Origin of the sequence: Methylophaga sp. UBA678, assembly GCF_002299105.1 — a bacterium.
In the GTDB taxonomy this organism is placed as follows: Bacteria; Pseudomonadota; Gammaproteobacteria; order Nitrosococcales; family Methylophagaceae; genus Methylophaga; species Methylophaga marina.
Genome location: NZ_DBNG01000024.1, coordinates 138,323 through 161,489, shown reverse-complemented (window position 1 = coordinate 161,489; position 23,167 = coordinate 138,323). Strand labels below are relative to the sequence as shown.

23 protein-coding genes are annotated in these 23,167 nt (G+C 43.5%); 10 read left to right on the top strand and 13 right to left on the bottom strand.

Annotation, left to right across the window (positions count from 1 at the left end; all coding sequences use genetic code 11):
* Positions 1-23: 23 nt before the first annotated feature.
* The 7 genes from B3014_RS12585 to ylqF all read right to left on the bottom strand — a co-directional run bounded on the left by B3014_RS12585 (position 24) and on the right by ylqF (position 5,420).
* On the bottom strand, positions 24-743 hold the full coding sequence (locus tag B3014_RS12585; protein WP_289244454.1) for a PepSY domain-containing protein: 720 nt from the start codon (positions 741-743) through the stop codon (positions 24-26).
* A 125-nt stretch (positions 744-868) separates the two neighbouring features.
* Entirely contained in the window at positions 869-3,028 is a 2,160-nt protein-coding gene (locus B3014_RS12580; RefSeq protein WP_289244455.1) for a TonB-dependent receptor family protein, read from the bottom strand.
* Positions 3,029-3,152: 124 nt separating this feature from the next.
* Positions 3,153-3,371, bottom strand: coding sequence for a hypothetical protein (locus B3014_RS12575; protein WP_289244456.1), 219 nt, complete (start codon positions 3,369-3,371; stop codon positions 3,153-3,155).
* A gap of 18 nt (positions 3,372-3,389) precedes the next feature.
* Positions 3,390-3,644 carry a hypothetical protein gene (locus B3014_RS12570; RefSeq protein ID WP_289244457.1) on the bottom strand — a complete coding sequence of 85 codons (255 nt, stop codon included), beginning with the start codon at positions 3,642-3,644 and terminating at the stop codon, positions 3,390-3,392.
* A complete protein-coding gene (locus B3014_RS12565; RefSeq protein ID WP_289244458.1) occupies positions 3,641-3,829 on the bottom strand; it encodes a hypothetical protein in 189 nt (62 codons plus the stop codon). The genes B3014_RS12570 and B3014_RS12565 overlap by 4 nt, the downstream gene beginning before the upstream one ends.
* 97 nt (positions 3,830-3,926) lie before the next feature.
* Positions 3,927-4,448 (bottom strand): Slp family lipoprotein, encoded by a 522-nt coding sequence (locus B3014_RS12560; RefSeq protein WP_289244459.1) that lies wholly within the window; start codon positions 4,446-4,448, stop codon positions 3,927-3,929.
* A 54-nt stretch (positions 4,449-4,502) separates the two neighbouring features.
* Positions 4,503-5,420 carry a ribosome biogenesis GTPase YlqF gene (gene ylqF, locus B3014_RS12555; RefSeq protein WP_289244460.1) on the bottom strand — a complete coding sequence of 306 codons (918 nt, stop codon included), beginning with the start codon at positions 5,418-5,420 and terminating at the stop codon, positions 4,503-4,505.
* Between the two features lie 158 nt (positions 5,421-5,578).
* Between ylqF and yeiP the strand changes: the two genes are divergently transcribed.
* The 3 genes from yeiP to B3014_RS12540 all read left to right on the top strand — a co-directional run bounded on the left by yeiP (position 5,579) and on the right by B3014_RS12540 (position 7,046).
* Complete coding sequence (gene yeiP / locus B3014_RS12550) at positions 5,579-6,145, top strand: elongation factor P-like protein YeiP (RefSeq protein WP_286303705.1); 567 nt, start codon at positions 5,579-5,581, stop codon at positions 6,143-6,145.
* A 10-nt stretch (positions 6,146-6,155) separates the two neighbouring features.
* Positions 6,156-6,530, top strand: coding sequence for a YbaN family protein (locus tag B3014_RS12545; RefSeq protein WP_289244461.1), 375 nt, complete (start codon positions 6,156-6,158; stop codon positions 6,528-6,530).
* A 171-nt stretch (positions 6,531-6,701) separates the two neighbouring features.
* On the top strand, positions 6,702-7,046 hold the full coding sequence (locus B3014_RS12540) for a HopJ type III effector protein (protein ID WP_286306107.1): 345 nt from the start codon (positions 6,702-6,704) through the stop codon (positions 7,044-7,046).
* A gap of 64 nt (positions 7,047-7,110) precedes the next feature.
* Here B3014_RS12540 and B3014_RS12535 read toward each other — a convergent pair whose 3' ends face one another.
* Positions 7,111-10,968, bottom strand: a complete 3,858-nt coding sequence (locus B3014_RS12535; protein WP_286303703.1) for an FAD/FMN-binding oxidoreductase — start codon at positions 10,966-10,968, stop codon at positions 7,111-7,113.
* 129 nt (positions 10,969-11,097) lie between these two features.
* Here B3014_RS12535 and B3014_RS12530 point away from each other — a divergent pair, with 129 nt between their 5' ends.
* From B3014_RS12530 to B3014_RS12515, 4 genes are all read left to right on the top strand, one after another.
* Positions 11,098-11,895, top strand: coding sequence for an undecaprenyl-diphosphate phosphatase (locus tag B3014_RS12530; RefSeq protein ID WP_286303702.1), 798 nt, complete (start codon positions 11,098-11,100; stop codon positions 11,893-11,895).
* Positions 11,896-11,980: 85 nt separating this feature from the next.
* Entirely contained in the window at positions 11,981-12,409 is a 429-nt protein-coding gene (gene rplM, locus B3014_RS12525) for a 50S ribosomal protein L13 (RefSeq protein ID WP_286303701.1), read from the top strand.
* A gap of 12 nt (positions 12,410-12,421) precedes the next feature.
* Positions 12,422-12,811: a 30S ribosomal protein S9 gene (gene rpsI, locus B3014_RS12520; RefSeq protein ID WP_007146943.1), complete on the top strand. Its 390-nt coding sequence runs from the start codon at positions 12,422-12,424 to the stop codon at positions 12,809-12,811.
* A 128-nt stretch (positions 12,812-12,939) separates the two neighbouring features.
* On the top strand, positions 12,940-13,422 hold the full coding sequence (locus tag B3014_RS12515; RefSeq protein ID WP_289244462.1) for an acyloxyacyl hydrolase: 483 nt from the start codon (positions 12,940-12,942) through the stop codon (positions 13,420-13,422).
* On the opposite strand, the gene lpxL is transcribed toward B3014_RS12515, so the two are convergent.
* Positions 13,423-14,340 (bottom strand): LpxL/LpxP family Kdo(2)-lipid IV(A) lauroyl/palmitoleoyl acyltransferase, encoded by a 918-nt coding sequence (gene lpxL / locus B3014_RS12510; RefSeq protein WP_289244463.1) that lies wholly within the window; start codon positions 14,338-14,340, stop codon positions 13,423-13,425.
* Positions 14,341-14,416: 76 nt separating this feature from the next.
* On the opposite strand from lpxL, the gene waaA reads away from it, so the two are divergent.
* Positions 14,417-15,685 (top strand): lipid IV(A) 3-deoxy-D-manno-octulosonic acid transferase, encoded by a 1,269-nt coding sequence (gene waaA, locus B3014_RS12505; protein ID WP_289244464.1) that lies wholly within the window; start codon positions 14,417-14,419, stop codon positions 15,683-15,685.
* Positions 15,678-16,130, top strand: a complete 453-nt coding sequence (gene tadA, locus B3014_RS12500) for a tRNA adenosine(34) deaminase TadA (protein ID WP_289244465.1) — start codon at positions 15,678-15,680, stop codon at positions 16,128-16,130. Before waaA ends, tadA begins: the two co-directional genes overlap by 8 nt.
* Here the strand turns inward: tadA and yegQ are convergent.
* Complete coding sequence (gene yegQ / locus B3014_RS12495; RefSeq protein ID WP_289244466.1) at positions 16,127-17,473, bottom strand: tRNA 5-hydroxyuridine modification protein YegQ; 1,347 nt, start codon at positions 17,471-17,473, stop codon at positions 16,127-16,129. The genes tadA and yegQ overlap by 4 nt on opposite strands.
* A gap of 158 nt (positions 17,474-17,631) precedes the next feature.
* Here yegQ and mltF point away from each other — a divergent pair, with 158 nt between their 5' ends.
* Positions 17,632-19,032: a membrane-bound lytic murein transglycosylase MltF gene (gene mltF, locus B3014_RS12490; RefSeq protein WP_286303695.1), complete on the top strand. Its 1,401-nt coding sequence runs from the start codon at positions 17,632-17,634 to the stop codon at positions 19,030-19,032.
* A 184-nt stretch (positions 19,033-19,216) separates the two neighbouring features.
* Here the strand turns inward: mltF and B3014_RS12485 are convergent, their stop codons facing one another.
* Genes B3014_RS12485 through B3014_RS12475 form a run of 3 tightly spaced genes read right to left on the bottom strand, consistent with a single transcriptional unit; the run spans position 19,217 to position 23,090 of the window.
* A complete protein-coding gene (locus tag B3014_RS12485; protein ID WP_289244467.1) occupies positions 19,217-19,852 on the bottom strand; it encodes a thiol:disulfide interchange protein DsbA/DsbL in 636 nt (211 codons plus the stop codon).
* Positions 19,853-19,882: 30 nt separating this feature from the next.
* Positions 19,883-21,040, bottom strand: a complete 1,158-nt coding sequence (ccsB, locus tag B3014_RS12480) for a c-type cytochrome biogenesis protein CcsB (protein WP_286303693.1) — start codon at positions 21,038-21,040, stop codon at positions 19,883-19,885.
* Between the two features lie 37 nt (positions 21,041-21,077).
* Positions 21,078-23,090 carry a cytochrome c biogenesis protein ResB gene (locus tag B3014_RS12475; protein ID WP_289244468.1) on the bottom strand — a complete coding sequence of 671 codons (2,013 nt, stop codon included), beginning with the start codon at positions 23,088-23,090 and terminating at the stop codon, positions 21,078-21,080.
* Positions 23,091-23,167: the final 77 nt, after the last annotated feature.

Genomic DNA, 23,167 nt, shown 5'->3' with positions numbered 1-23,167 from the left:
GTTAAAGGCATCATGACAAGAAACTACCCCTGTCGTCTACCCCACATCCATAAACCTGTCAGAGATAAGAAAACAATCATGAGTCCCAGTAAATCTATTAACCAAATACCCAGATCGCCAAGGATACGACCGTTATGTATATCAATTAGAAGTTGCTGAACACTGATGCCTTTACCATAGAAAAATTGTTTGAGTGCATCATGCACGGATTGTGGTAAAGGATGCGGCATACTCCATGAGACGCCTTGTAATGAAATCGGTTCCCACTTATCCAGCATAAAGTTACTACGCCACATTGCTTGGCGTGTTTGTAAAACAGGCTCACCATGATAAAGACCGATATTTTGAATGGGGGCAGGAATGCCTGCTTCAGCGCCCATTTTTTCGATGAACTCCCCTTCACGAGTCAGAAGAATCAATGCGTCATCAGTGGTCAAAACAATGATATCTTCCATGCTGATGCCACCTAATAGAGGACGTTGTAAATGCGTTAATGGTTTGGCATCAATAAAAAGTTGATGACCAAACTGAGAAAACATCTTGTTATCAATGAGAAATGAGACATCAGGTTGTATTTTCCCCATACCGTAACGAGACATTAGCCAGTCTTCATTAATGTATATTTCGTCGAGCTTGAGTTGTGCAGCATGATTGATAAGTGAGCCACTCATTACTTTCAGCAAAATTATGATAGCCAAAATAGTCATTACGATGACACTGACAATATTTCTTTTACCGTGCATGAGAGAAGTCTTTAATTGAGAATATTTTTTAGTTTGCCAGCATTGAACTTAAATTTGTAGTTTCGCTGATAGCAGACATGAAAAAGGCAGTCGAAACTGCCTTTTTATTTGGTTTAAGTGAAAGACTAGAAGTCTACTATTAATCCTGCCCAAACCGTTCTTTCGATATTCGGACGAGCACCAAACGGGCTACGTGAAATGATTTCCTGTCTATCAAACAAGTTTTCCACTTTTACAAACACTTCAGGTCCCCTGGAAAACTGATAACGACTAATCAGATCCACTGTAGTCAATGCATCATTTTTATCTAGGCGGCTGTCAGATTTGTTACAACCAATCGATACACAGGTCTCATCGATATACTTCAGGACGGCATAGTTATTCCAGCCACTATTATGTTCTATACCGACCCGCAAACTGAGAATATTCTCAGGAATATTTTGTAATTGCTGACCACTGGCAAATTCATCACCGGAGGTGGTTTCGGCGTCGGTATAGGTATAAGCCAGATCAACAGGAATCAAGAAGTCACCCGCAGTGAATAAAGTCCCGGCTTGAAATTCAAGACCTTTAACTTCGGCACCACCAACACTGAAAGAACCTGATTCAGCATCATTACTACATGGTGCGGCGACTGAACATTGCTCCACCAGGTTGCTGAAATCTGAATAGAAAGCAATGGCTTCACCATAGAATACGCCATGGTTGAAGCGCAGACCAAGTTCATAATTGTCACTCTTACCCGGCTCAGTACCATCTTCTGCACCAGCACTAAGTGGAATCATTCCTTCGTGAAAACCTGCGAGCACCTGCCAGTTATCGGTCAAATCAAAGGTACCAGAGATACCGGCAAGATATTCACGATAATCATTATCCACTCTATCGGTCACTGATGAACGAGCCGCACCACCAGCATACCGACGCGCTTTGGTCTCAACATCTTCCATTCGCAATGACAAGTTCAATAACAGACGGTCTGTGACTTGATAGTCATCTGTAATCCAGAGACTGAGTGCTTGAGCTTCTTCAAGACGGTTGTCACTGGAGCCAACTGCATTTGTGCCCTGATAGACAAGCTGACCATTAACCTGGTCATACACTTCTACTGGTTGGAAACGATCCGTCTCATCATAATGCTGGCGGGCACCAAAGTTGACATCATGCTCACCTACCAGCCAGTTGAGGTTAGCCTGCACACCATATGAATCATAGGTGCGATCATTATTCTTGTAACGTAAGCCAGTGACATCACGAGTCCCATCCAGAATTGCTTGTGCGTTAGTGTTGCCATTATTAGCATCTTCAAGAATATTGTCACCGGTTTCCGGGTTACGACCATCAAATTTAAACCAGTTACGCTTGAACTCATTACGATAGGCTGTGACGGTAGAGGTAAGGTTATCGCTCCAGTCAAACACATGAGTCAGGTTAATACCAGTGTGTTGGTTATCCATCTCATCGATATGAGTCAGCCCATAGCGACGGTTTTCATCACGATGGAAATCTACATCAGTCAACCCGGCATAAGTTTCATCAGAGTTTTCCATCGAACGTTGAATTTTAAATAAGAACTTATTACGTTCACCTTCCCATGAGAGTTTAGCGACGTAATCTTCAAGTTGAAAGCCACTGTTATCATCATTACGGTCAATATCTTTAAACCCTTGATAATGGCGCTGAGCTGTTTCAATAGAGTAGCCCCATGGACCAGTTTTACCGCCATAATTGAGATGCAAATCAGCAGAGCCGCGATCGTTCATCATAAACATCGCACTGCCTTGATTAGTTTCAGGAATCGGAGTGGATACTAAATTGACAACACCGCCCACGGTTTGAGGACCGTAACGCAGTAATGGCGCCCCTTTAAGCACTTCAATAGAGTGCAATCTTGATGTGGTAGGAAAATAATATGCTGCGGGATTTGAGTATGGAGCTGGCGCAATCAGCACACCATCTTCCATCAAAGTAATATTCTGACTGCGTTCTGGCGATGCCGCCCTAATACCAATATTAGGACGAAGCCCAAACCCATCTTCCTCTTGAATATAAACGCCCGGTACCGTTTTCAACACCTGATGAATATCTGTTGTCGCTTCGGTCCTTAATTGTTCATGACTTACGACAGCTGCTGAACCTGGTAATTTGCGTGCAGCGTCATCGTCACCAATAACCGTTACAGTATCTAACTCGGCAGCCTTACCTTCAGCAATTGACGATGATGAATAAAGGCCGATAGAAGTCGCAAGCGCTACACTACTTGCCAACACAGTCAGTCTTGATTTCACTTATATTCCCCTAATGTTAAATCTTTACAAAACTTTACAGAGGGGAAACATACACTAGTTAATAATGATTATCATTATTTCTTCTTGTTTTTTTAATAAATTTCTGACTATTGTTGCAAAATTGCTACATCATCACGCGCAAACTTGGTTGCTCATTGATCGTTGTGTTGAATTCAAATAAGCCGCGGCTAAGGTCTTTAGCAAACTCAGAAAAATGATGTTCACTCATTCTGACTGTAATCGAGCCCATTGTGAGATGAACCATTTTGCAATCAGGACAATGTTGAATATCGACTGTTTTTGATTCGAAAATGGTCGCTGGTTTACACGCTCTACTGGCCATGGTGACTCCGTTAAAATGTTAAGAAAAGGAAAATGCTGTGCGCTGGTTGAGGTTCCGGTGACGACAGTAAACATCCCACCAACTTTTCGCATAAGATTGCCAAAGTGTTTTGATAGAAAGACGATCGTCTTGTGTGATCAATAAACGGTAGTTACGGCTTATTTGTAATGCCAAGCATGCTGATGGGCTAAGTTGATAGTAAGCCACCAGTTCTTTGATGGCGACTAACAGACAATCACGCTGCCACTCGGGTCTACTAAGTGGCATATTCATGATTTTAATTTCCTTGCTGCTGCAGATAGCAACATATTCCAAACTGTTTTCTTTGAGCTTCTATCCAGGCAATTGAAGTCTGCTGCGTGGAGCTTACCCTCGCGGATTAGGGTTTCAAGTGTCGTCTCATCAAATGCCAGATGAATGCTGTGTCTTCCATGTGTATTAAATTGTGCCGTTTTCATAACTCACCTCGTCCTGACAATGTGGAGGTGAGTATAGATACATTTAAATCTAAATGCAAATCATTCTTATTTAATTAAATAAATTTCACTCGTTTTTTTATGGGGAGTAGGATCCCGTTCCATAATAGCCATAACCGACAAATGGCCAGTCATGTTTCGGATTATATGGCAGACCTGAAACGGGATTATTGGCAGGCCAACGCTGATCTTTGAGTAATTGAATCACAGGTAAAGTGAGTTGTTTTTGATCAACGATCATTTTTTTCTCGTCAACGACCTGCCCTAAAACGGTAATAAAACTATCTGGTTTGTAGACTTCCGGATCAAGGAAGTTGGCACTCCGCACATAAAACCGACCATCGCTGTTAAGGCTATCATCAGGTCGTCCAGCGCGATTAAGAGGAAATTGGACAACCAGTATTTCTGATTGCTGGTCGGTGTTCTCGACGGCAATAACTTTGCCTCCCCAACGTACACGTTTACCGCTATTAGCCTGAATATCCATAGCGACTTGTTGAAGTGATAAATCCCCCTCGGCGGGTGGTTTTATCGAGGGTGACATATAACTACAAGCCACCAATAAGGATAAAGACAGTATGCTTGTTAATAAACGTATCATAGGTCGTTCTCCTATTATTTGTAAGCGATGCCGATGTGATTCAACACACATCGCTTATCTCTTCTTTCTATTATTTTTTCTGGCTGCTTTTTTTGCTGCTTTTTCTTCCCGAGCCACTAAAACCTGCTGCCATTCAGCTTCAATCATCTCAGGTGTTTCCAGCGTTATCCTACCCAACATACCGGCTCTTAACTCTGTCAGAATAATTTTCGCTGTGCGATCTAAGTCCACTCGGCCACCAGATCGTAAACACCCGCGTTTTGTGCCGATAGTTTCCATGTTTTCAAGTGCATGCTCTGAAAGTTCAGACAAGCCAAATCGTTCTTTGAGTTGAGCCGGATAGGCTTTCATTAGATATTCAACGGCATATAGGGCAATATCATCATTATCAATTGCTGTTTCTTTGATTGCACCTGTGACTGCCAGACGATAGCCGCCATGCGGATTTTCTAGGTTTGGCCATAAGACGCCAGGGGTATCATGCAAAACGACACCTTGCTCCAGGCGAATCCGCTGCTGCATTTTGGTAATAGCAGGTTCATTTCCTGTCTTAGCAATTTGCCTACCGGCCAAGCTATTAATCAATGTTGATTTTCCCACATTGGGAATCCCCATAATCATCGTATTGATTGGTCTACCCGCTTCTGCTTTTGCTGGCACCATATTTCTACATAGTGTGAGCAAATCAGCGATACCGTCATATTGCTGAGCCACCATGGTTAATGTCTTGGTATGACTCTGTTGTTCAAAATACTGCTGCCAGCGCTCAGTGAGAGAAACATCCGCGAGATCAAATTTATTTAATAATTTGATGCAAGGTTTATCCTTGCGAATCTCTGCCAGCATAGGATTCTGGCTACTGAAAGGAATTCGGGCATCCAGCACTTCAATAATCAGATCCACCTGAGGCAGGATCTCTTTCATTTCTTTACTGGCTTTGTGCATATGGCCGGGATACCACTGAATTGCCATTCATGTTCCTTTTTAATTATCGATAAACAATAGGTAACATTCTAACGTAAAGCCGCAATAACGCCGATTTGCTTTAATGACTTCTAGATAAAGACGCATTCCGCTGTGACTTGGGTAACGTATAATGCGGATTTTTCTATGATAACCGGAACAAAAATATGCCCAAGGCCAGTGATCTTAAACGTGGAATGGTAGTCGAAGTGCATGATGAGCCTTATGTTGTTAAGGATATTGATATTCGTAACCCATCTTCACGCGGCGCATCCACACTTTATAAAGTTCGTTTTAACCATCTTAAAACCAAACAAAAACGTGATGAATCTTTCAAAGGGGAGGACTTCCTCAAAGAAGTCGACTGTGAGCGTCTGCTAGTGCAGTTCTCTTATCAGGATGGCGACAGTTATATTTTCATGAATAACGAAAGTTATGAACAATATGCGATTAATGCTGCTGATATTGAAGATGCGCTAGGCTTTATTCATGATGGCTTGGACAATATTGTGGCGGTTTTATTAGAACAACAACTCGTTGCTATTGAGTTGCCAGCCGCGGTGTCATTGACTATCGTTGAAACTTCACCGGGTATAAAAGGTGCTACTGCTGCGGCGCGAACTAAACCAGCCACATTATCAACAGGACTGGAAGTTCAAGTGCCAGAGTATATCGAGAATGGTGAAATTATCCGGGTCAATACTGACACAGGTAAATTTATGTCGAGAGCGTAAACCGAGCAATATGAAGACACGCATCAAACATCTCATTTTAATCTGCTTGGGTTGGATGTTTGTCGGTCTTGGCATCATTGGCGTTATTTTACCTTTGATGCCAACCACGATTTTTCTGATTTTAGCGCTGGGATGTTTTGCCGAAAGCTCACCTCGTTTTCACCAAATGCTGCTCGATCATAAGTGGTTTGGCCCTCCTTTGAAGCAGTGGCAACATACTCATAGCATGCGTCGTGATGTAAAAAAGAAAGTCTATCTAATTGTCGTTTTGTCTTTCGCTATTTCAATCGGTGCTGTTTGGGGTCATGTCTGGTTGCAGCTCATGTTGTTTGTCATAGGGCTGGTTCTGTTAGCTTGTCTTTCTCGTATAAAGGAATCCAATTGAAACATGAGCGATATGAAGCTCATACAGCTGTCTGATACAGTGCCCGGACTCATATATACAAGACATGACAGATGGCTATGAAAGAGACGATACCGACCTTAATTAAGTTCGATCAGAGCACCAAATTAGAGAAATTTTCACTCGCTTTTATTAACGAACAATGGAGATAATATGGAATTGCAGTCTTTTATCACGCAATTAAAAACTCAACCAGAAAGTATAGAGTTTGAAGACACAATGTCAGTCATCGATGCAAATTATGTCTTTACGCCTACCGCATTTAAAAATGGTGGAACCACGAATGAAGCCGGACAAAATAACGGCTCATGCAAAATTCTTGGATTTGGCAAAAAGCATTCGCTAAGCGTTGACGACACTTTGGCTTGCTTTGGTAAGTATTATCGAGAGGATGTATTAGCTAACCCAACAGGTGATGATCATCAAAATATTCGTCATTTTATGAAGACGGGTTGGGATGGTGTCATCTTTGAAGGCGATCCATTAACTGCTCTTTAATATTCACCCGGCAAAAACAAAAAAGGGAGCAATTGCTCCCTTTTTTTGGTTATGTCATCACGCATTAAAGTAAGACGCGTTCGATACCACCTTGTTTCACACTGTCGATAAAGTCTTTATGCCAGTTATCCCCTTTCAGATGCTTGGCAATTTCCACGACGATGTAGTCAGTATCAATCCCAGTATCTTCACTATAACGGCTCAGACCTTGTTGACAGGCAGGACATGAGGTCAGCATTTTTACATTGCCATTTTTCGCTTTATCCTGACCAGTCAGATCCTGAATCCCTTTAGTGATTTCCTCTTCTTTACGGAAACGCACCTGAGTCGCAATATCTGGACGCGCCACAGCAAACGAGCCGGCTTCACCACAGCAACGGTCATTCAATGCCACATCTTGTCCCATCAAGGTGCTCGCTACCGAAGTCGGCTGATAGGTCTTCATTGGTGTATGACAAGGATCATGGTACATATACTGTACCCCTTCCACACCTTCTAGCTTCACGCCTTTTTCCATCAGATATTCGTGAATATCCAACAGACGACAGCCAGGGAAGATCGCTTCAAACTGATACTTCAGCAATTGATCCATACAGGTACCACAAGACACAATAACCGTCTTAATATCCATATAGTTCAGTGTATTAGCCAGACGATGGAATAATACCTGATTAGATGTCGAAATCGATGTCGCTTTTTCCTGATCACCCGTTGATGCTTGTGGGTAACCACAGCATAGATAACCTGGTGGTAACACGGTTTCAGTCCCCACTTCATAAAGCATAGCTAAAGTAGCCAAGCCTACCTGACTGAACAAGCGCTCAGAACCACAACCTGGGAAATAGAACACCGCATCTGATTCATCATTGACCTTTTTCGGGTCACGGAGAATCGGGATCATCTTCTCATCTTCGACGCCCAACATCGCACGTGTTGTTTGCGTTGGTAAGCCAGTTGGCATCGGTTTTTTCATGAAATGAACGACTTGCTCACGAATCGGTGTTTTACCCGTCGTCGGCATGGGTCGTTTTTTCTTACTTCCCAATAAGCCCAGCGTTTTGGCAACACCATGTGCCATTTTCTGAGCCTGATACCCCCATTCAATCATGGTTTTACGCATGATTTTTACGGTGAGTGGATCAGTCGCATTCAGATATGCCATTGACGTCCAGGTACCAATATTGGGTCGACGTTTGCCTTGTTTCTTCAGCACTTCGCGTAACTTAATACTGACATCACCAAAGTCGATATTGACCGGACAAGGGTTCAGACAACGATGACACACCGTACAGTGGTCCGCCACATCATTCATTTCTTCAAAGTGACGTACAGAGATACCACGACGTGTTTGTTCTTCGTACAGGAAGGCTTCAATAATCAAACCAGTACCAAGAATCTTATTTCGTGGTGAATACAGCAAGTTGGCTCGAGGCACGTGTGTTGTACACTCAGGTTTACATTTACCGCATCTCAGACAATCTTTAATATCATTGTTGATGTCACCCAGATCACTGGCTTCAAGAATCAAAGCTTCCTGTTCTAACAAACGCAATGACGGTGTGTAGGCATTATCCAGACCAGAGCCTGCCAATAATTTACCCGCATTGAAATGACCGTTCGGGTCGACTTTCTGTTTATAACCAGCAAATGCATCGATCGTGGCTTTATCCAGATACTGCATTTTGGTCAGTCCTATACCGTGCTCACCAGAAATAACACCACCCAGTCGTGAAGCCAGCTCCATGACTTCATCCACAATACCTTCAGCATCATGCATCATTTCATAGTCATTGGAGTTAACCGGAATATTTGTGTGAACATTACCATCACCAGCATGCATATGCGTGGCGACAAATAAACGGCCTGAACGGTTTTCTTTGTGAATACTATCCAGTTTATTCCTTAATACACTCAGCGCTTGTCCCTGGAATAACTCTTTTAAGGGTTTTTCCATTTCCTCGCGATATGAAATGCGTAAATCACGACGTTGCAGTACATCAAATAAGGTATCGCCATCAACGATATTTGCTTTTGCTGTATCCGATAGTAAGTCAGCCAGCTCAACAGCAGGTGTATCCAGACTATCTAATATTTTCTGCCAGCGAGCCATGACCACATCAACATGTTTACATGCGGCTTCATTCTTGGAATTGACGATGGCATCGTTTTCAGCGCTATCACCCAAATCTTTATTGCCACAGTCTTTCAGTTCTTTTGGATTAGAACTCAAATACGTTTTCACGGCTTTTGCTGTTTTCAGCTTATTGCGTGTGGACTGAACAATATTGATACGTTCAATACCGTCGTTGTATTCAGCCAAGCGGTCCAGAGGAATAACCACATCTTCGTTAATTTTGAAGGCGTTAGTATGACGCGCAATCGCTGCAGTCCGTGAACGGTCAGCCCAAAAACGCTTGCGAGCTTCAGGACTGGCAGCCACAAAACCTTCACCATCACGGGCATTAGCCAGTCGAACCACTTCAGAGCATGCTTCTGCTACCGCATCTTCATCATCACCAACCACATCAATCAGCAAGACCATCTTCGGTGCGACAGAGCGTGGGGCTTTAGTTGAATAGTCAACCGCTTTGACATAGCGCTCATCAAGATGCTCCATCCCTGCCAGCAGCACGTTTTTGTTATTGTCGAGATAGTCTTTCGTCTCCACAATTGCTGGCACAGCTTTACTCAGATCGTTACCAAAAAACTCCAGACAAACGGTACGGATATAATCCGGCATGCGGTGCAGAACAAAAACAGAAGACGTGATTAAGCCATCACAGCCTTCTTTTTGTATGCCTGGCAAACCACCGAGGAATTTATTGGTGACATCTTTCCCTAAGCCAATTTTTCGTAACTCTTTGGCTGGAATTTTCATCACCTCGGGTTCGCCAATAACTGTTTTACCATCCGGTTGAAAACGCGTCACTTTGAACTCAGCGAACTCGATATCATGAATTTTGCTCAGATTATGATTAAGCCGTTCGACTTCCATCCAGGTAGCATCAGGCGTCACCATTCTCCATGACAATAGATTATCGAGCGCCGTGCCCCACATCACAGCTTTTTTACCGCCTGCATTCATCGCGACATTACCACCGATAGTCGAGGCATCTTGCGAGGTGGGATCAACAGCAAACACTAATCCATTACGATCGGCTAGATCAGATACGCGGCGTGTGACCACGCCCGCTTCAGCGCGGACGGTTGGTACTTTTTCTTCACGACCAGGAATATGGCGGTAAACAACATCACCTAATCCTTCCAGTTTTTCGGTGTTGACGACAACACTCTCTGCCGTTAATGGAATAGCACCACCGGTATAACCAGTACCACCACCACGCGGAATGACTGTCAGACCTAGGTCGATACAGGCAGCAATAATTTTTGCCATCTCTTCTTCTGAATCGGGCGTGACTACCGCAAGTGGATATTCAACACGCCAGTCGGTCGCATCAGTGACGTGGGAAACACGTGCTAGGCCGTCAAACTGGATGTTATGTTTTTTTGTCGTTTTCGATAAACGACGCATCACCATTTTTCTGCGCTCAGCAGTGCTTAATAAGTTACGTTCGAAGCGTTCTACAGCTTGTCGAGCACTTTTCTCCAACTGTAAAGCCAGTTCATTGTTATTTTCTTCAGCGCGATTGCGAATTTGGTCCAATCGATGATGCAAAGCATGACGAAGTGAGCCCCAACGTTTTTGGTTTTCAACTAAATCATCCTGAATAAATGGGTTACGTTGAATGACCCACATATCACCTAATACTTCAAACAGCATTTTTGCTGAGCGGCCAGTTTTGCGCTGCTCACTTAGCTGCTGCAAAACCTCCCACATTGGTTCCCCTAGGAAACGAATGACGATTTCACGATCAGAAAATGAGGTATAGTTGTACGGAATCTCGCGAATTCGGTTAGACATGTTGACTGATAAGCCTCTTTCTAAATAAGAGTGATTTTAAGAGCGGCAATTTTAACACGGGCGCGACTATAATATGACCCACATAAAATAAGCCTTTTCTAAATTACGCTTTTGGACGACAGTTTCTCTATGGATTTGCTACATATTATTGCCTTGGCCTTATTACAAGGTCTGACTGAGTTCTTGCCCATCTCCAGCTCAGCTCACCTTATTTTATTACCCATTATTGCTAACTGGCAGGATCAAGGACTTGCTTTTGATGTGGCCGTTCATGTCGGTACATTGTTGGCTGTCATGATTTATTTTCGCCAGACCATAAAAACATTGATCGCTGACTGGTTTCAATCCCTTGCGCAAAAACAAACCGTAGGGGACAGCAAATTAGCTTGGGCAGTATTGTTTGGCACCATTCCTGTTGGCTTGGCAGGCTTACTTTTAGGTGATTTGGTTGAAACCAGCTTACGTAGTCCTCTTGTCATAGCCACTACGACTGTTGTGTTTGGTTTACTGTTAGGTTGGGCGGATTGGCGAGGAAAGCGTATTCGAAGTGAAAATAAACTCAATTGGTTTGATGTCTTGTTTATCGGTATCGCTCAAGCGATTGCACTCATCCCTGGTACATCACGCTCTGGAATTACAATTACAGCAGGCTTGATGCTCGGCTTAACGCGCGAAGCTGCTGCCCGTTTCTCCTTTTTATTGTCCATCCCCGTTATCGTTCTAGCGGGTGGATTGAAAATTATTGAACTAATAGAGTCACAACTTGTGATAGACTGGTTTTCTTTATGTGCTGGCGCATTATTTTCTGCCGTTAGCGCCTATCTGTGCATTTTCTTATTTCTTAAAATGCTTGATCGTATAGGGATGTGGCCATTCGTCATATATCGTTTGGTGCTTGGCGCAATATTGTTTTGGTTGTTTACTTAAATAAGGTTGACAGCTTTTTCCTTAATGCGTAATATTCTCCCTCTTTATTTAGCCCGCCTGCGTAATTATCAGGAGCAACTCGCGGATGAAAACCATAAGTGCAAAACCAGCAGAAGTTCGTCGTGACTGGTTCGTTATTGATGCTGACGGCAAAACATTAGGCCGTATGGCTACTGAAATCGCACGTCGTTTACGTGGAAAGCATAAAGCTATCTACACACCACATGTCGACACTGGCGATTACATTGTTGTTATCAACGCTGAAAAACTGCGTGTATCTGGTAACAAAATGAAAGATAAAATTTATTATCACCACACAGGTCATATCGGTGGTATCAAGTCTATCTCGCTGGAAAAACAACTCGATAAAGCACCTGAGCGTGTTATCCAGACGGCTGTCAAAGGTATGCTTCCTAAAAACCCGCTGGGTCGCGCAATGTTCGGCAAACTGAAAGTTTACGCTGGCGCAGAACACCCTCACACAGCTCAACAGCCTAAAGTGCTGGAAATCTAATCGGATATTGTCATGGCAGATTCATACTACGCTACAGGTCGCCGCAAAAGCTCAACAGCTCGAGTTTTCCTGAAACCAGGCAGCGGCAACATTTCAATTAATACTCGCACACTTGAAGATTATTTCGGTCGTGAAACTTCTCGCATGGTGGTTCGTCAGCCGTTAGAGCTAGTCGACATGCTTGAAAAATTTGACCTTAAAATCACCGTTCGTGGCGGTGGTAACAATGGTCAAGCTGGCGCGATTCGTCACGGCATCAGTCGTGCATTGGTCGAATACGACAACGAATTAAAAGCAGAGTTACGTAAAGCTGGCTTCATCACTCGTGATGCTCGTGCCGTTGAACGTAAGAAAATTGGTCTTCACAAAGCACGTAAACGTCCACAGTTCTCAAAACGTTAATTGTTGGCTGCTTTGCAGGATCAAAAAAAGGTCACTTCGGTGGCCTTTTTTTATGTCTGAAGTTATTGCCTGCGAAATATCCAGCATGATATAAAACGTTTTTATTTTATATGTCATGGAACCTGACAATGAGTAGACATCTTCGTTATGCTTCAATTGCTCTCGCCTTTCTTTTCCCCTCCATTGCTCTTGCAGAACAAGAATCTCAAATCGCATTATCTCTAGGTGCCTTTGAGGTATTCGACGATAATACCGCTGCTGAAGTCGGTGTAGAGTATCGTTTTGCACCGCAGTCATCCATTTTTGGTTTAATTCCTACTCTTGGGGCAACATTGACTTCTGATGGTGGTTATTGGGGCTACGCTGGTGTGAAATATGACATTTATCTTAATGCCAACTGGATACTCACTCCTAACTTCGCTATTGCTGCTTACGAGCAAGGTGGCGGCGTTGATTTAGGATACGATATGGAGTTTAGAACAGGCGCCGAATTAGCGTATCAATTCAATGATAAAAGCCGACTTGGTCTAGGCTTGTATCATTTATCTAATGGCGATATTGGTGAAAATAATCCGGGTGCAGAATCATTGATTTTGAGTTACAGTTTCTGATTATCGAACTTTCTTATATAAACGCCCTTTTCCATCAGGTTGTGTTTTAAAGCGGCGATGAAGCCAGAAATATTGCTCTGGCATGAGTCGAATCTGGGACTCAAGCCAATCATTGATACGTTGAGCATCGGCAACATCGTCATCTGATGGATAGTCCTGCCACGCAGGGAATATTTGAATATGGTAACTACCATCTTCGTTGCGTTTAGGTACAAAAGGGACAACCTGTGCACCGGTCATTTTGACCATACGTGCTGTCGCCGGAACAGTCGCCGCGGTCACGCCAAAGAACTTGGCGAAAATACTATTTCTCGGGCCAAAATCCTGATCGGGTGCATACCACACGACCTTATTTTTTCGTAATGCACGTAACATCGCCCTGACATCATCTCGCATCACAATACCCTCACTATGATAAATCCGCGAACGCATCATGACAGCATTAAAGAGTGGATTTTTAAGGTGTCTGAACATCACATAGGCAGGGGTTTGTAGCATAATTAATCGCCCACCTATTTCCATACTGGTGAAGTGTCCGGTTAGTAAAATAACACCTTTGCCTTTTTGTTTCGCCGCTTCCAAATGTTCCAGCCCATCGTAAGTCACGCGTGGGTAGAGTTGTTTGTCTGATGCCCACCAGCTTACAGCTGTTTCGATCATCATCATGCCCGTATTATTCAGGATGCTTTTGACCAGGGTTTCTCTTTCTTCCTGACTCATTTCAGGAAAGCAGAGTTCTAAATTTCTTCGCACCACTTTTGCTCTGGAACGCATAAAGGGTTGCATCATCTGCCCAAGCAACAAACCTAGACGATACTGTAATTTAGCCGGCAAATAGACTGATAAGCGCATGAGTAACAGCCCAAGCCAGCTCGGCCAATAACGAGGGTGTAAAAATTGTTTCTGGAAAATATTCATTCAGGCTATGTTGCTTTCACAAAGTAGCGCCTATGCTATCATTCCTGCTTACTTTTCGCTGCTTTATGAGTCTGATTTGAGAGTTTTTTATAATATCGTCTTTACTTTGGCTGTGCCTCTGATCCTGCTGCGGTTGATATGGCGAGGAACAAAAGCCAGTGCCTATTTCAAACGTTGGAATGAACGGTTCGCTATCACCCTGCCCAAGCTTGAGAAAAGTAAATCGCTTATCTGGGTTCATGCTGTTTCCATGGGAGAGGTAGAAGCTTGCCGACCTTTAGTGGCCGCTATTCAATCGTCATTCCCAGGCCATCAGATACTCATCACCACAATGACACCAACGGGAAGTGCTCGAGTAAAAGATCTTTACGCTGATGATGTGCTGCACTGCTATCTGCCGTATGATCTGCCGATACTCATGCGGCGTTTTATCGATGCGATTCAGCCTGCATTTGCTGTCATTATGGAAACAGAACTTTGGCCTAATCTTATCCATCATTGTCATAAAAAAAGCATTCCCTTAGTGCTGGCCAACGCTCGAATGTCAGAGCGTTCTTTAAAAGGCTATCAACGCATTCCTAACTTAACACGCGACATTCTGCAAAGCTTTACCTTGATAGCCGCTCAAGCTCAGCAAGATAAAGAGCGTTTTATAGCGCTTGGTGCCAACAGAGAAAAAGTGCATGCTGTCGGAAACCTTAAATTCGAAGTGAATTTATCGGCAAGTATTGTCGAACAGGCTGAGGCGATTCGTTCAATGTGGGGAAACCGCCCGGTTTTTATTGCCGCCAGTACACATGAAGGCGAAGATGAGATTATTCTGAATGCCTCTCGCCAGATTCGTGCACAGGTACCCGATCTCTTGCTGATTATTGTCCCTCGTCACCCTGAGCGCTTTGACAAAGTGGCAGCGCTTTGCCAACGCTCTGGCTTTAAAATTCTCAGACGAAGTGAAAATGGCTTATGCCGAAGTGATATTCAAATTCTTGTGATTGATAGCATGGGTGAGCTACCTATATTCTATGCCTGTTCTGATGTTGCTTTTGTGGGTGGGAGTTTGGTACCTACTGGTGGACATAATATCCTTGAACCAGCCGCATTAGCTCGTCCCGTTATTGTTGGTCCGCATGTATTTAATTTCGCTGAAATTACACAACAGTTTATTGATGCCTATGCAGTGATTCAGGTAGATAACGCTGAAAGCCTAGCGACAACAGTCACTGATTTATTAAAAAACCCACCCAAACGCACCTCTATGGGTGAAGCCGGACAACAACTGATTAAGCAAAGCCAGGGCGCAAGCCAGCGCTTACTTAACTTAATCAAATACAATATCCATGTCTGATAAAGACCATTATTGGATGCAAAGAGCCTTGGAGCTTGCCCGTAATGCAGAAGCAAATGGCGAAGTCCCTGTTGGGGCTGTCATTGTTTTAGATGATCGTATTATTGGTGAAGGTTGGAACCAACCTATAGCCGGTCAGGATGCAACAGCACATGCAGAAATAATGGCATTAAGGCAGGCATGCCAAACAATGCAAAACTACCGCCTACCGGGAGCAGATATTTATATCACACTCGAGCCTTGCCTCATGTGTGCTGGCGCATTGATACATGCCCGTATCGCTCGCTGTATTTATGCAACACCAGAGCCTAAAACAGGGGCCGCAGGGAGTTGTATCGATGCCTTTTCTCTGCCTAATATCAACCACCGAGTGGAATGTAAAACCGGTATTTTACAAGAAGAAAGCAGCCAACTGATTAAACAGTTTTTTAAAGCCAGGCGTTAAAGATAGCGAGCCAGCAGTGCTTTCTCCGGTGCGTGTCCATGATATGGAATATAGACTTTGTGGCCGCTACCTGGCGCTAGTTGAATATCATGAAGCTCCTTATCGAATAACTTATCCAACACTAAGGTTTTGTTTCCTTCAGGCATTACCAATTCTAACTTATCTCCTATGGCAAACCGGTTTTTTACATCAATCTCCAGACACTGCTTATCTTCATCATAAGCTAATACTTCGCCTACATATTGTTGTTGTTCATTACTGGAGTAGCCGTGTAAATAATTTTGCTGTTCTTGTGTGGGATGCCGCTGATAGAAACCATCGGTATAACCACGGTTGGACAGGTTATCAAGCTGACCGATAAGTGCTGGATTAAAGCGTCGTCCTGCCAGAGCATCCTCTATCGCCTGACGATATATCTGTGCTGTGCGGGCGACATAATAAACTGACTTCGTTCGCCCTTCTATTTTCAATGAATCTACTCCGATATTGACCAGTCTTTCAATATGCTGAATAGCACGGAGATCTTTGGAGTTCATGATATAAGTGCCATGCTCATCTTCAAAAATCGGCATGAGTTCGCCAGGGCGGTTAGCTTCCTCTATTAAATACACATCATCCGCCAAAGGATGTCTTTCTTGCTGACCGCAGTCAGAGAAACTATGCTGATTCATGGCATCAAAGGCTTTAAATTCGATTTTTTGTGGCGAATCATCATTATTATCGCTGGCGTGTGTTTTATAATCCCAACGACAAGCATTGGTGCAGGTACCTTGATTTGGATCGCGATGGTTGAAGTAACCAGACAATAAACAACGCCCTGAATACGCAATACACAATGCACCGTGGACAAACACTTCCAGTTCCATGTCTGGACAAAGCTGGCGTATTTCCTCAATTTCATCCAACGATAATTCACGAGACAAGATAACTCTGGACAAGCCCATAGACTGCCAGAATTTTACTGCCTGGTAATTGACTGTATTGGCTTGTACAGATAAGTGAACCGGCATTTCCGGCCAACGCTCACGCACCATCATAATTAACCCCGGATCCGCCATGATAAGCGCATCAGGCTTCATCTCAATCACCGGCTCCATGTCGGCCATATAGGTCTTAATTTTTGCATTATGTGGCATCAGATTGCTTGCCACAAAAAACTGCTTACCCAAGGCATGTGCTTCTTCAACACCTTGCTGCAAGACGGGTAATTTATGGAAATCATTATTACGCACTCGTAAACTATAGCGCGGCTGACCGGCATAAACGGCATCGGCACCATATGCATAGGCATAACGCATATGTTGCAAGCTTCCTGCTGGTAATAGTAATTCCGGCGCATTCATCGCATGATTTCCCATATAAAAAAAGTGGGTAATTATAATCTAAATCTACAAAAAACCAATAAAAACAGTAGTCTCATCACAAATACAGCTCACGCATGGATGCATTCAATTCAATATAAGGTAATAATCATCGCCAGGTAATACATTAAGGAAGCTCTTTGAGAATATTGATCATTTCTCTACTAGCAACCGTTCTATTAACGGCATGTCGAGAAACACCACCACAACTCGAGCAAATAAAAGAGCGTGGCGAGTTGCGTGTACTGAGTCGCTATAGTCTCACCAGCTATTATGTTAAGGGCAATGAAGCTCTGGCAGGTTTTGAATACGAGCTGGCTGAGCGATTTGCCGATCGCCTCGGTGTCAAACTCAAGATTATCGTGCCGGATAACCTTGGCACGATGCTGCATATGATTGAGCAAGGTCGAGCAGATATCGCGGCAGCCGGTTTAACTGTCACAGAGCAGCGTAAAGAATTATTACGTTTTGGCCCGGTTTATCACGAAGTCACACAGCAGCTTGTTTATAAACACGGCAGCAAAAAACCAAAAGACATCACTGACATCATCACTGGCACACTTGAAGTGGTCGCAGATAGCAGTCATGTCGAACAATTACATGAATTACAGCAAGAAATACCCGAACTCAGCTGGCGTGAAAATCAAGAGTTAGATAGTCGAGGCTTACTCGAACTGGTTCAGCTAGAACTGATTGATTACACGATTGTTGACTCAAATGAGATGTCTGCCAACCAGTCTTTATTCCCTGAGTTACGTGTTGCCTTTGATATATCTGAACCGCAACCGCTTGCATGGGCCATGTCGCCAACAAATGACGAGTCACTCTATCTCGAAGTCGTGGACTTCTTTCATGATATGGAAGCATCAGGCGAGCTCGATAAACTGATTGAGAAATACTATGGGCACATCCGTCGCTTTGATTATGTCGACACTCGTGCCATCCATCGTCGTATCCAGACGCATTTACCACTCTATAAAGACCTATTCCAAGCAGCAGCGGATGAGTATGGCTTCGACTGGCACTTACTGGCTGCGATGGCTTATCAAGAATCCCATTGGAACCCTGAAGCCGTATCCAGCACAGGTGTGAGGGGATTGATGATGCTTACGCGCGCCACAGCCAAGCAGATGGGCGTCACTGACCGGGAAGATCCTGAGCAAAGTATTTTTGCAGGTGCGGCTTACCTAGCCTCATTGTATAGTCGACTGCCTAAACGTATTAAAGATCCTGACCGCACCTGGTTTGCGTTGGCTGCATACAACACCGGGCTCGGTCATCTTGAAGATGCACGAGTCATCACCCAGACTCGTGGCAAAAATCCTGATTCCTGGACAGATGTTAGAGAAAACCTGCCCTTACTTTCTAAGAAAAAATGGTACTCAAAGACTCGACATGGTTATGCACGTGGCAATGAACCCGTGAGGTATGTACAAAATACTCGACGCTATTTAAATATTATTTTGCATCATGAAGATATCATCACACCAATAGAACAATCTATTCCGGCTGTTGATGAAAAGTTACCCGCTGCATTGTAAAAAATGCCGACTGAGCGGCAGTGACCGAAAAGAGATCATCATCACTCTGCTGTATCTGATAGGAAGGCATGAATGGAAATAAAAAGACTCCAGTGATATGACTATCACTGGAGTCTTATCTGTTTACTGAATCAGTCAAGTTTTCTTAACTGATCAGCATTGCAGTTAAACCCGGCGTTTTTATTTAGTTGTCTGATGACTCTTCAATAAGAAAGTTAATCACATTAAACAGTTCAGGCACGCCACCTGCTGTGCTGGCATCGGTGCGATAAGCACCATTCACAATAAATGATGGTACACCAGTAATGCCTGATGTCTGACTCATAACCAGCGCTTTTTTCACTTTGCTTTTTACGCTGAAAGAATTCATGGTTTTTTTGAATTCATCACGGTCAATACCTTGCTCAGCCACAAAATCAAGTAATTGATCTTCTGTACTAAGACGACGTTTTTCGACATGGATAGCGTTAAATAATTTTGAATGAACTTTATCAAAATTACCCATGGCTTGAGCAGCGTAATAGACTTTTGCTAACTCTAACCAACTGTCTCTGAAAATAGCAGGCACCTTCACAAAATGCACATTCTCTGGCAGTGTTTCTTTCCATGCTTCCACTTCTGGCTCTAACTTAAAGCAATGTGGGCAGGTATAAGAAAACATTTCTACGACTTCGATCTTGCCATTGTCAGGTGTTGCTAACTTCTCAGCTGTTGGAAAATAATGGGTTCCTTCAACGAAGTTCATCGGAACAGCTGATGCTGCCGTTGAAATCAGACCCAGAAAGAGTCCTGTTGCAAGGGTTTTCACTAATCTCATCATCGTTGAGTATCCTTTACTTTCAATTAATTATTACAACGTACCATAGGAATGAAGGCCGCTCAGGAACATATTGACACCAAGAAAGGCAAATAGCGTCACAAATAATCCGACTATTGCCCACCAGGCCATAGGTTTACCATTCCAGCCTTTGGTTAAGCGCATGTGTAACCAGGCCGCATAATTCAACCAAACGATCAATGCCCAGGTTTCTTTAGGATCCCATGACCAATAACCACCCCAAGCTTCTGCGGCCCACAATGCTCCTAAAATGGTTGCCAGGGTAAAAAAGGCAAAGCCAAGAGCAATTGTCTTGTACATCAAATCATCCATCAGACTTAACTCTGGCATGGCTTTAACCCAACGGCTATCAGGGTTTACCTCTTGTCTCCAGACGACCAACACGTAGGCCACACCAATCATGGCAGCCATAGCAAAAGCACCATAACCGATAAAGTTGGCTGGCACATGGATTTTCATCCAATAACTCTGTAACGCAGGTACTAAAGGTTGGATTTCATGAGCATTGCGTTCAAAGCTGTACCAAAGCTGAAATACTACCGCTGCACTAATCACCAGTAAAACAAAGCCACCGAGACTACGTGTCTGATAACGACGTTCGTAAAAGAGGTATAACAAGGCTGTTACAACAGAAAACAGTATAAAGACTTCGTATAAGTTACTGACAGGAATGTATCCAATGTCTGCACCATGTAGATAGGTTTCACGCCAACGCACCATTAGACCAATCATGCCCATAGTGACAGCGGCCCAGGTTAACCCGGTGCCTACTTTTTCTGTGAAACTCGAGCGGAAAACGGTGCCGGCAAAATAAGTCAATGTCGCCATCACAAATAAGGCACTCATCCACATAAAGGCAGATTGACTCGCCAGAATATAGTTGAGCCAAAAGTTCGACTCAGCGGCGTCTAAACTTTGACCATACAAAGAAACAGCAAACAAACTGAATACGGCGACAGCCAGACTATGCCAGCGGAAACCTGGCCAGTATTGGCCCAGGAATCCCATTCCAATCGCTGTTAATACAATGATAGTAATTTCATAATAATCGAGAATATCGTAATACGTACCAATAAGCCCAATAGCTGTGACCAACATTAAGATTCGCCAGAACCAAACAGACCAAGGTGTCTGTAGTGTTGATTTCATTGTTGAGAGGTGTGCCGTCATATTTTAATGCCTCATCGCATAGCAGAAACTAAGAACATCATCCTTCGTCAGAGTTCCGTGACTTTGACTGTAGTTTTGCTTTGATATCCTCAAAGTAATTATCAAATTCTCGAGGATTTCTATTCGTCATCCCCGCCAAATAAACCTGTGATTTGCCGTCTTTTTCTCTTACCCAGACCCAGAAACGCCGCTGAGGCAGATAGAACAATAAGAAGACACCGGCAATTAAAAATGCACAACCAAGATAGACTATGCTTTTGCCTGGTGCATGTGCTATTTGCAAGCCGGTTGATTGGATTTGCGTGAAATCAGTCATTTCTAAATACACAGGAGAGCCATATCGAGGTAATGTGCCAATCGCATCAATCGCATCCTGTAAAAACAGAACCTCGGATTGATCAACCGTTTCCCCCTGCTTGAGCTCTAAACCTGAAAAATAAATACGTCCAAGCATTTCTCTGAGCATGGCCAGATATGCCGGAGCTAAAGCATCACGTTCAGCTTCCGGTAGCGTTTTTTCAATGAACTCACTGACCTCACCAAAACCGCCACGATTAAACATCTCGATGAGTGTTTCTAAGGTTTTTTGTAGGCTATCAGCCAAAACAACATCGTCTGTTGTTTGCAAGCTAGATAATGTAGCGAGTTTCATTTCCTCAGCGATATCCTTCACAACACTTTTATTATGAAGTCGTTTCAAAAACTGATAGAAGCCCTCAATGCTGTCATTCTCATCAGCAGGTATATACAAATAAGCAAATTCTTCAGATGGCGAGCCACGTACACCACTCAAGAAATAATATCGGCCATCCCGTTCAACCGGATTCATATAGTTTTGATATTCAAGTGCCTCACCAGTAGGTTGACGTAGCTTAAAAGTCACACTAGGACCAAAATTACGAACATTGTTAGGATTATCATCCGTAGGATCAGGGTTAATATTGAAAGGTCTGAAATCGGTGATTTCTAACTGCATTTCTTTATCACCCCAGAGCATCTGCTGTGTGTTAAAGACTTTTGTTTCTAAGCTAACGGGCTCGCCTTTATCAGAGAATAAAGGCCAGGCTTTCAAAGTCAGTTCAGAGCCACCATCTCCAAAACTAGCTTGATAAATGGCATAACCTTTATATATGAGTGGATGATTCACCGCGATGGTAGATTCAAGCGGTTTCTCCAAATCTGTATCATGAATCACTAAATCTGACTCAAATGATTTCGGCTGCCCTGTTGGATAGTGCTCTATACGGAATTCTTTTACTTCTATAGTGAAAGGTAAATTTTGCACTAAATACCCATCGCGCATGGCCAGATAAGCCACACTCGCCGCTCTTCCTTCGGGGATACTGACACTGCCTCTAAAGGCTTGTGGCCCGACAGGAAGACGGCTTTCTTTTGGAACCTGGGGAAGAGGTAAATTTCGGGTTTCAACCTGAATTCGGCCCTGCCATTCAGCAAGTTTCAGTGGCAGGTTACTATCAAACAGGCCACCAACACAGATCACAATAATCGCAACGTGCGTCAGAATATAGCCAAGGCGATTCATGCCGCCACGCATTGCTGAAACTAAAGTATTTCCTTCACTTTTCTCAGTGACTCGTGTCCTAAAGCCATCAGAGGCGAGCGCTGCGTTTACAGCATCGACGGTCTGCTCTGGTGACGTCGGAGTTTCCCACTCACTACGGTGATGCATGGAACGTAAAGATTTAAGCTGCACATGTGTTCTCAGATTAAACATATCTTTGAACATGGATGGTGCGTGACGGATGACACAGACAGTTGTGGAAACCACCAGCAATGCCAATATGGCTAAAAACCACAAAGCACTGTAAACATCATACAAACCCAGTTTTTCAAATACTTCAAACCAATAAGGACCGAATTTGATTAGATAATCAGGATAAGGTTGATTTTGCTGAAGAACAGTACCTATGACAGAGGCGATAGCTAAGGTAATTAGCAATGTAATTGCCAATTCCATCGTGCCTAAAAAATGAAAAACTCGCCAAGCTAAACTGCGATGAGAAACTGATGAATCCTGATTTTGTGACATGAAGTGAGCCTTAAAACGAGTTTCGTTACTCGATTTTAATCTCTCTACATAGCTAAGAATGATTAGCTATGTAGAGA

Bases quoted from the DNA above. Each gene is read 5' to 3' on its own strand.
- B3014_RS12585 (WP_289244454.1), bottom strand. From the start codon at position 743: ATGCACGGTAAAAGAAATATTGTCAGTGTCATCGTAATGACTATTTTG.
- B3014_RS12575 (WP_289244456.1), bottom strand. From the start codon at position 3,371: ATGGCCAGTAGAGCGTGTAAACCAGCGACCATTTTCGAATCAAAAACA.
- B3014_RS12570 (WP_289244457.1), bottom strand. From the start codon at position 3,644: ATGAATATGCCACTTAGTAGACCCGAGTGGCAGCGTGATTGTCTGTTA.
- B3014_RS12565 (WP_289244458.1), bottom strand. From the start codon at position 3,829: ATGAAAACGGCACAATTTAATACACATGGAAGACACAGCATTCATCTG.
- B3014_RS12560 (WP_289244459.1), bottom strand. From the start codon at position 4,448: ATGATACGTTTATTAACAAGCATACTGTCTTTATCCTTATTGGTGGCT.
- ylqF (WP_289244460.1), bottom strand. From the start codon at position 5,420: ATGGCAATTCAGTGGTATCCCGGCCATATGCACAAAGCCAGTAAAGAA.
- yeiP (WP_286303705.1), top strand. From the start codon at position 5,579: ATGCCCAAGGCCAGTGATCTTAAACGTGGAATGGTAGTCGAAGTGCAT.
- B3014_RS12545 (WP_289244461.1), top strand. From the start codon at position 6,156: ATGAAGACACGCATCAAACATCTCATTTTAATCTGCTTGGGTTGGATG.
- B3014_RS12540 (WP_286306107.1), top strand. From the start codon at position 6,702: ATGGAATTGCAGTCTTTTATCACGCAATTAAAAACTCAACCAGAAAGT.
- B3014_RS12535 (WP_286303703.1), bottom strand. From the start codon at position 10,968: ATGTCTAACCGAATTCGCGAGATTCCGTACAACTATACCTCATTTTCT.
- B3014_RS12530 (WP_286303702.1), top strand. From the start codon at position 11,098: ATGGATTTGCTACATATTATTGCCTTGGCCTTATTACAAGGTCTGACT.
- rplM (WP_286303701.1), top strand. From the start codon at position 11,981: ATGAAAACCATAAGTGCAAAACCAGCAGAAGTTCGTCGTGACTGGTTC.
- rpsI (WP_007146943.1), top strand. From the start codon at position 12,422: ATGGCAGATTCATACTACGCTACAGGTCGCCGCAAAAGCTCAACAGCT.
- B3014_RS12515 (WP_289244462.1), top strand. From the start codon at position 12,940: ATGAGTAGACATCTTCGTTATGCTTCAATTGCTCTCGCCTTTCTTTTC.
- lpxL (WP_289244463.1), bottom strand. From the start codon at position 14,340: ATGAATATTTTCCAGAAACAATTTTTACACCCTCGTTATTGGCCGAGC.
- tadA (WP_289244465.1), top strand. From the start codon at position 15,678: ATGTCTGATAAAGACCATTATTGGATGCAAAGAGCCTTGGAGCTTGCC.
- yegQ (WP_289244466.1), bottom strand. From the start codon at position 17,473: ATGAATGCGCCGGAATTACTATTACCAGCAGGAAGCTTGCAACATATG.
- B3014_RS12485 (WP_289244467.1), bottom strand. From the start codon at position 19,852: ATGATGAGATTAGTGAAAACCCTTGCAACAGGACTCTTTCTGGGTCTG.
- ccsB (WP_286303693.1), bottom strand. From the start codon at position 21,040: ATGACGGCACACCTCTCAACAATGAAATCAACACTACAGACACCTTGG.
- B3014_RS12475 (WP_289244468.1), bottom strand. From the start codon at position 23,090: ATGTCACAAAATCAGGATTCATCAGTTTCTCATCGCAGTTTAGCTTGG.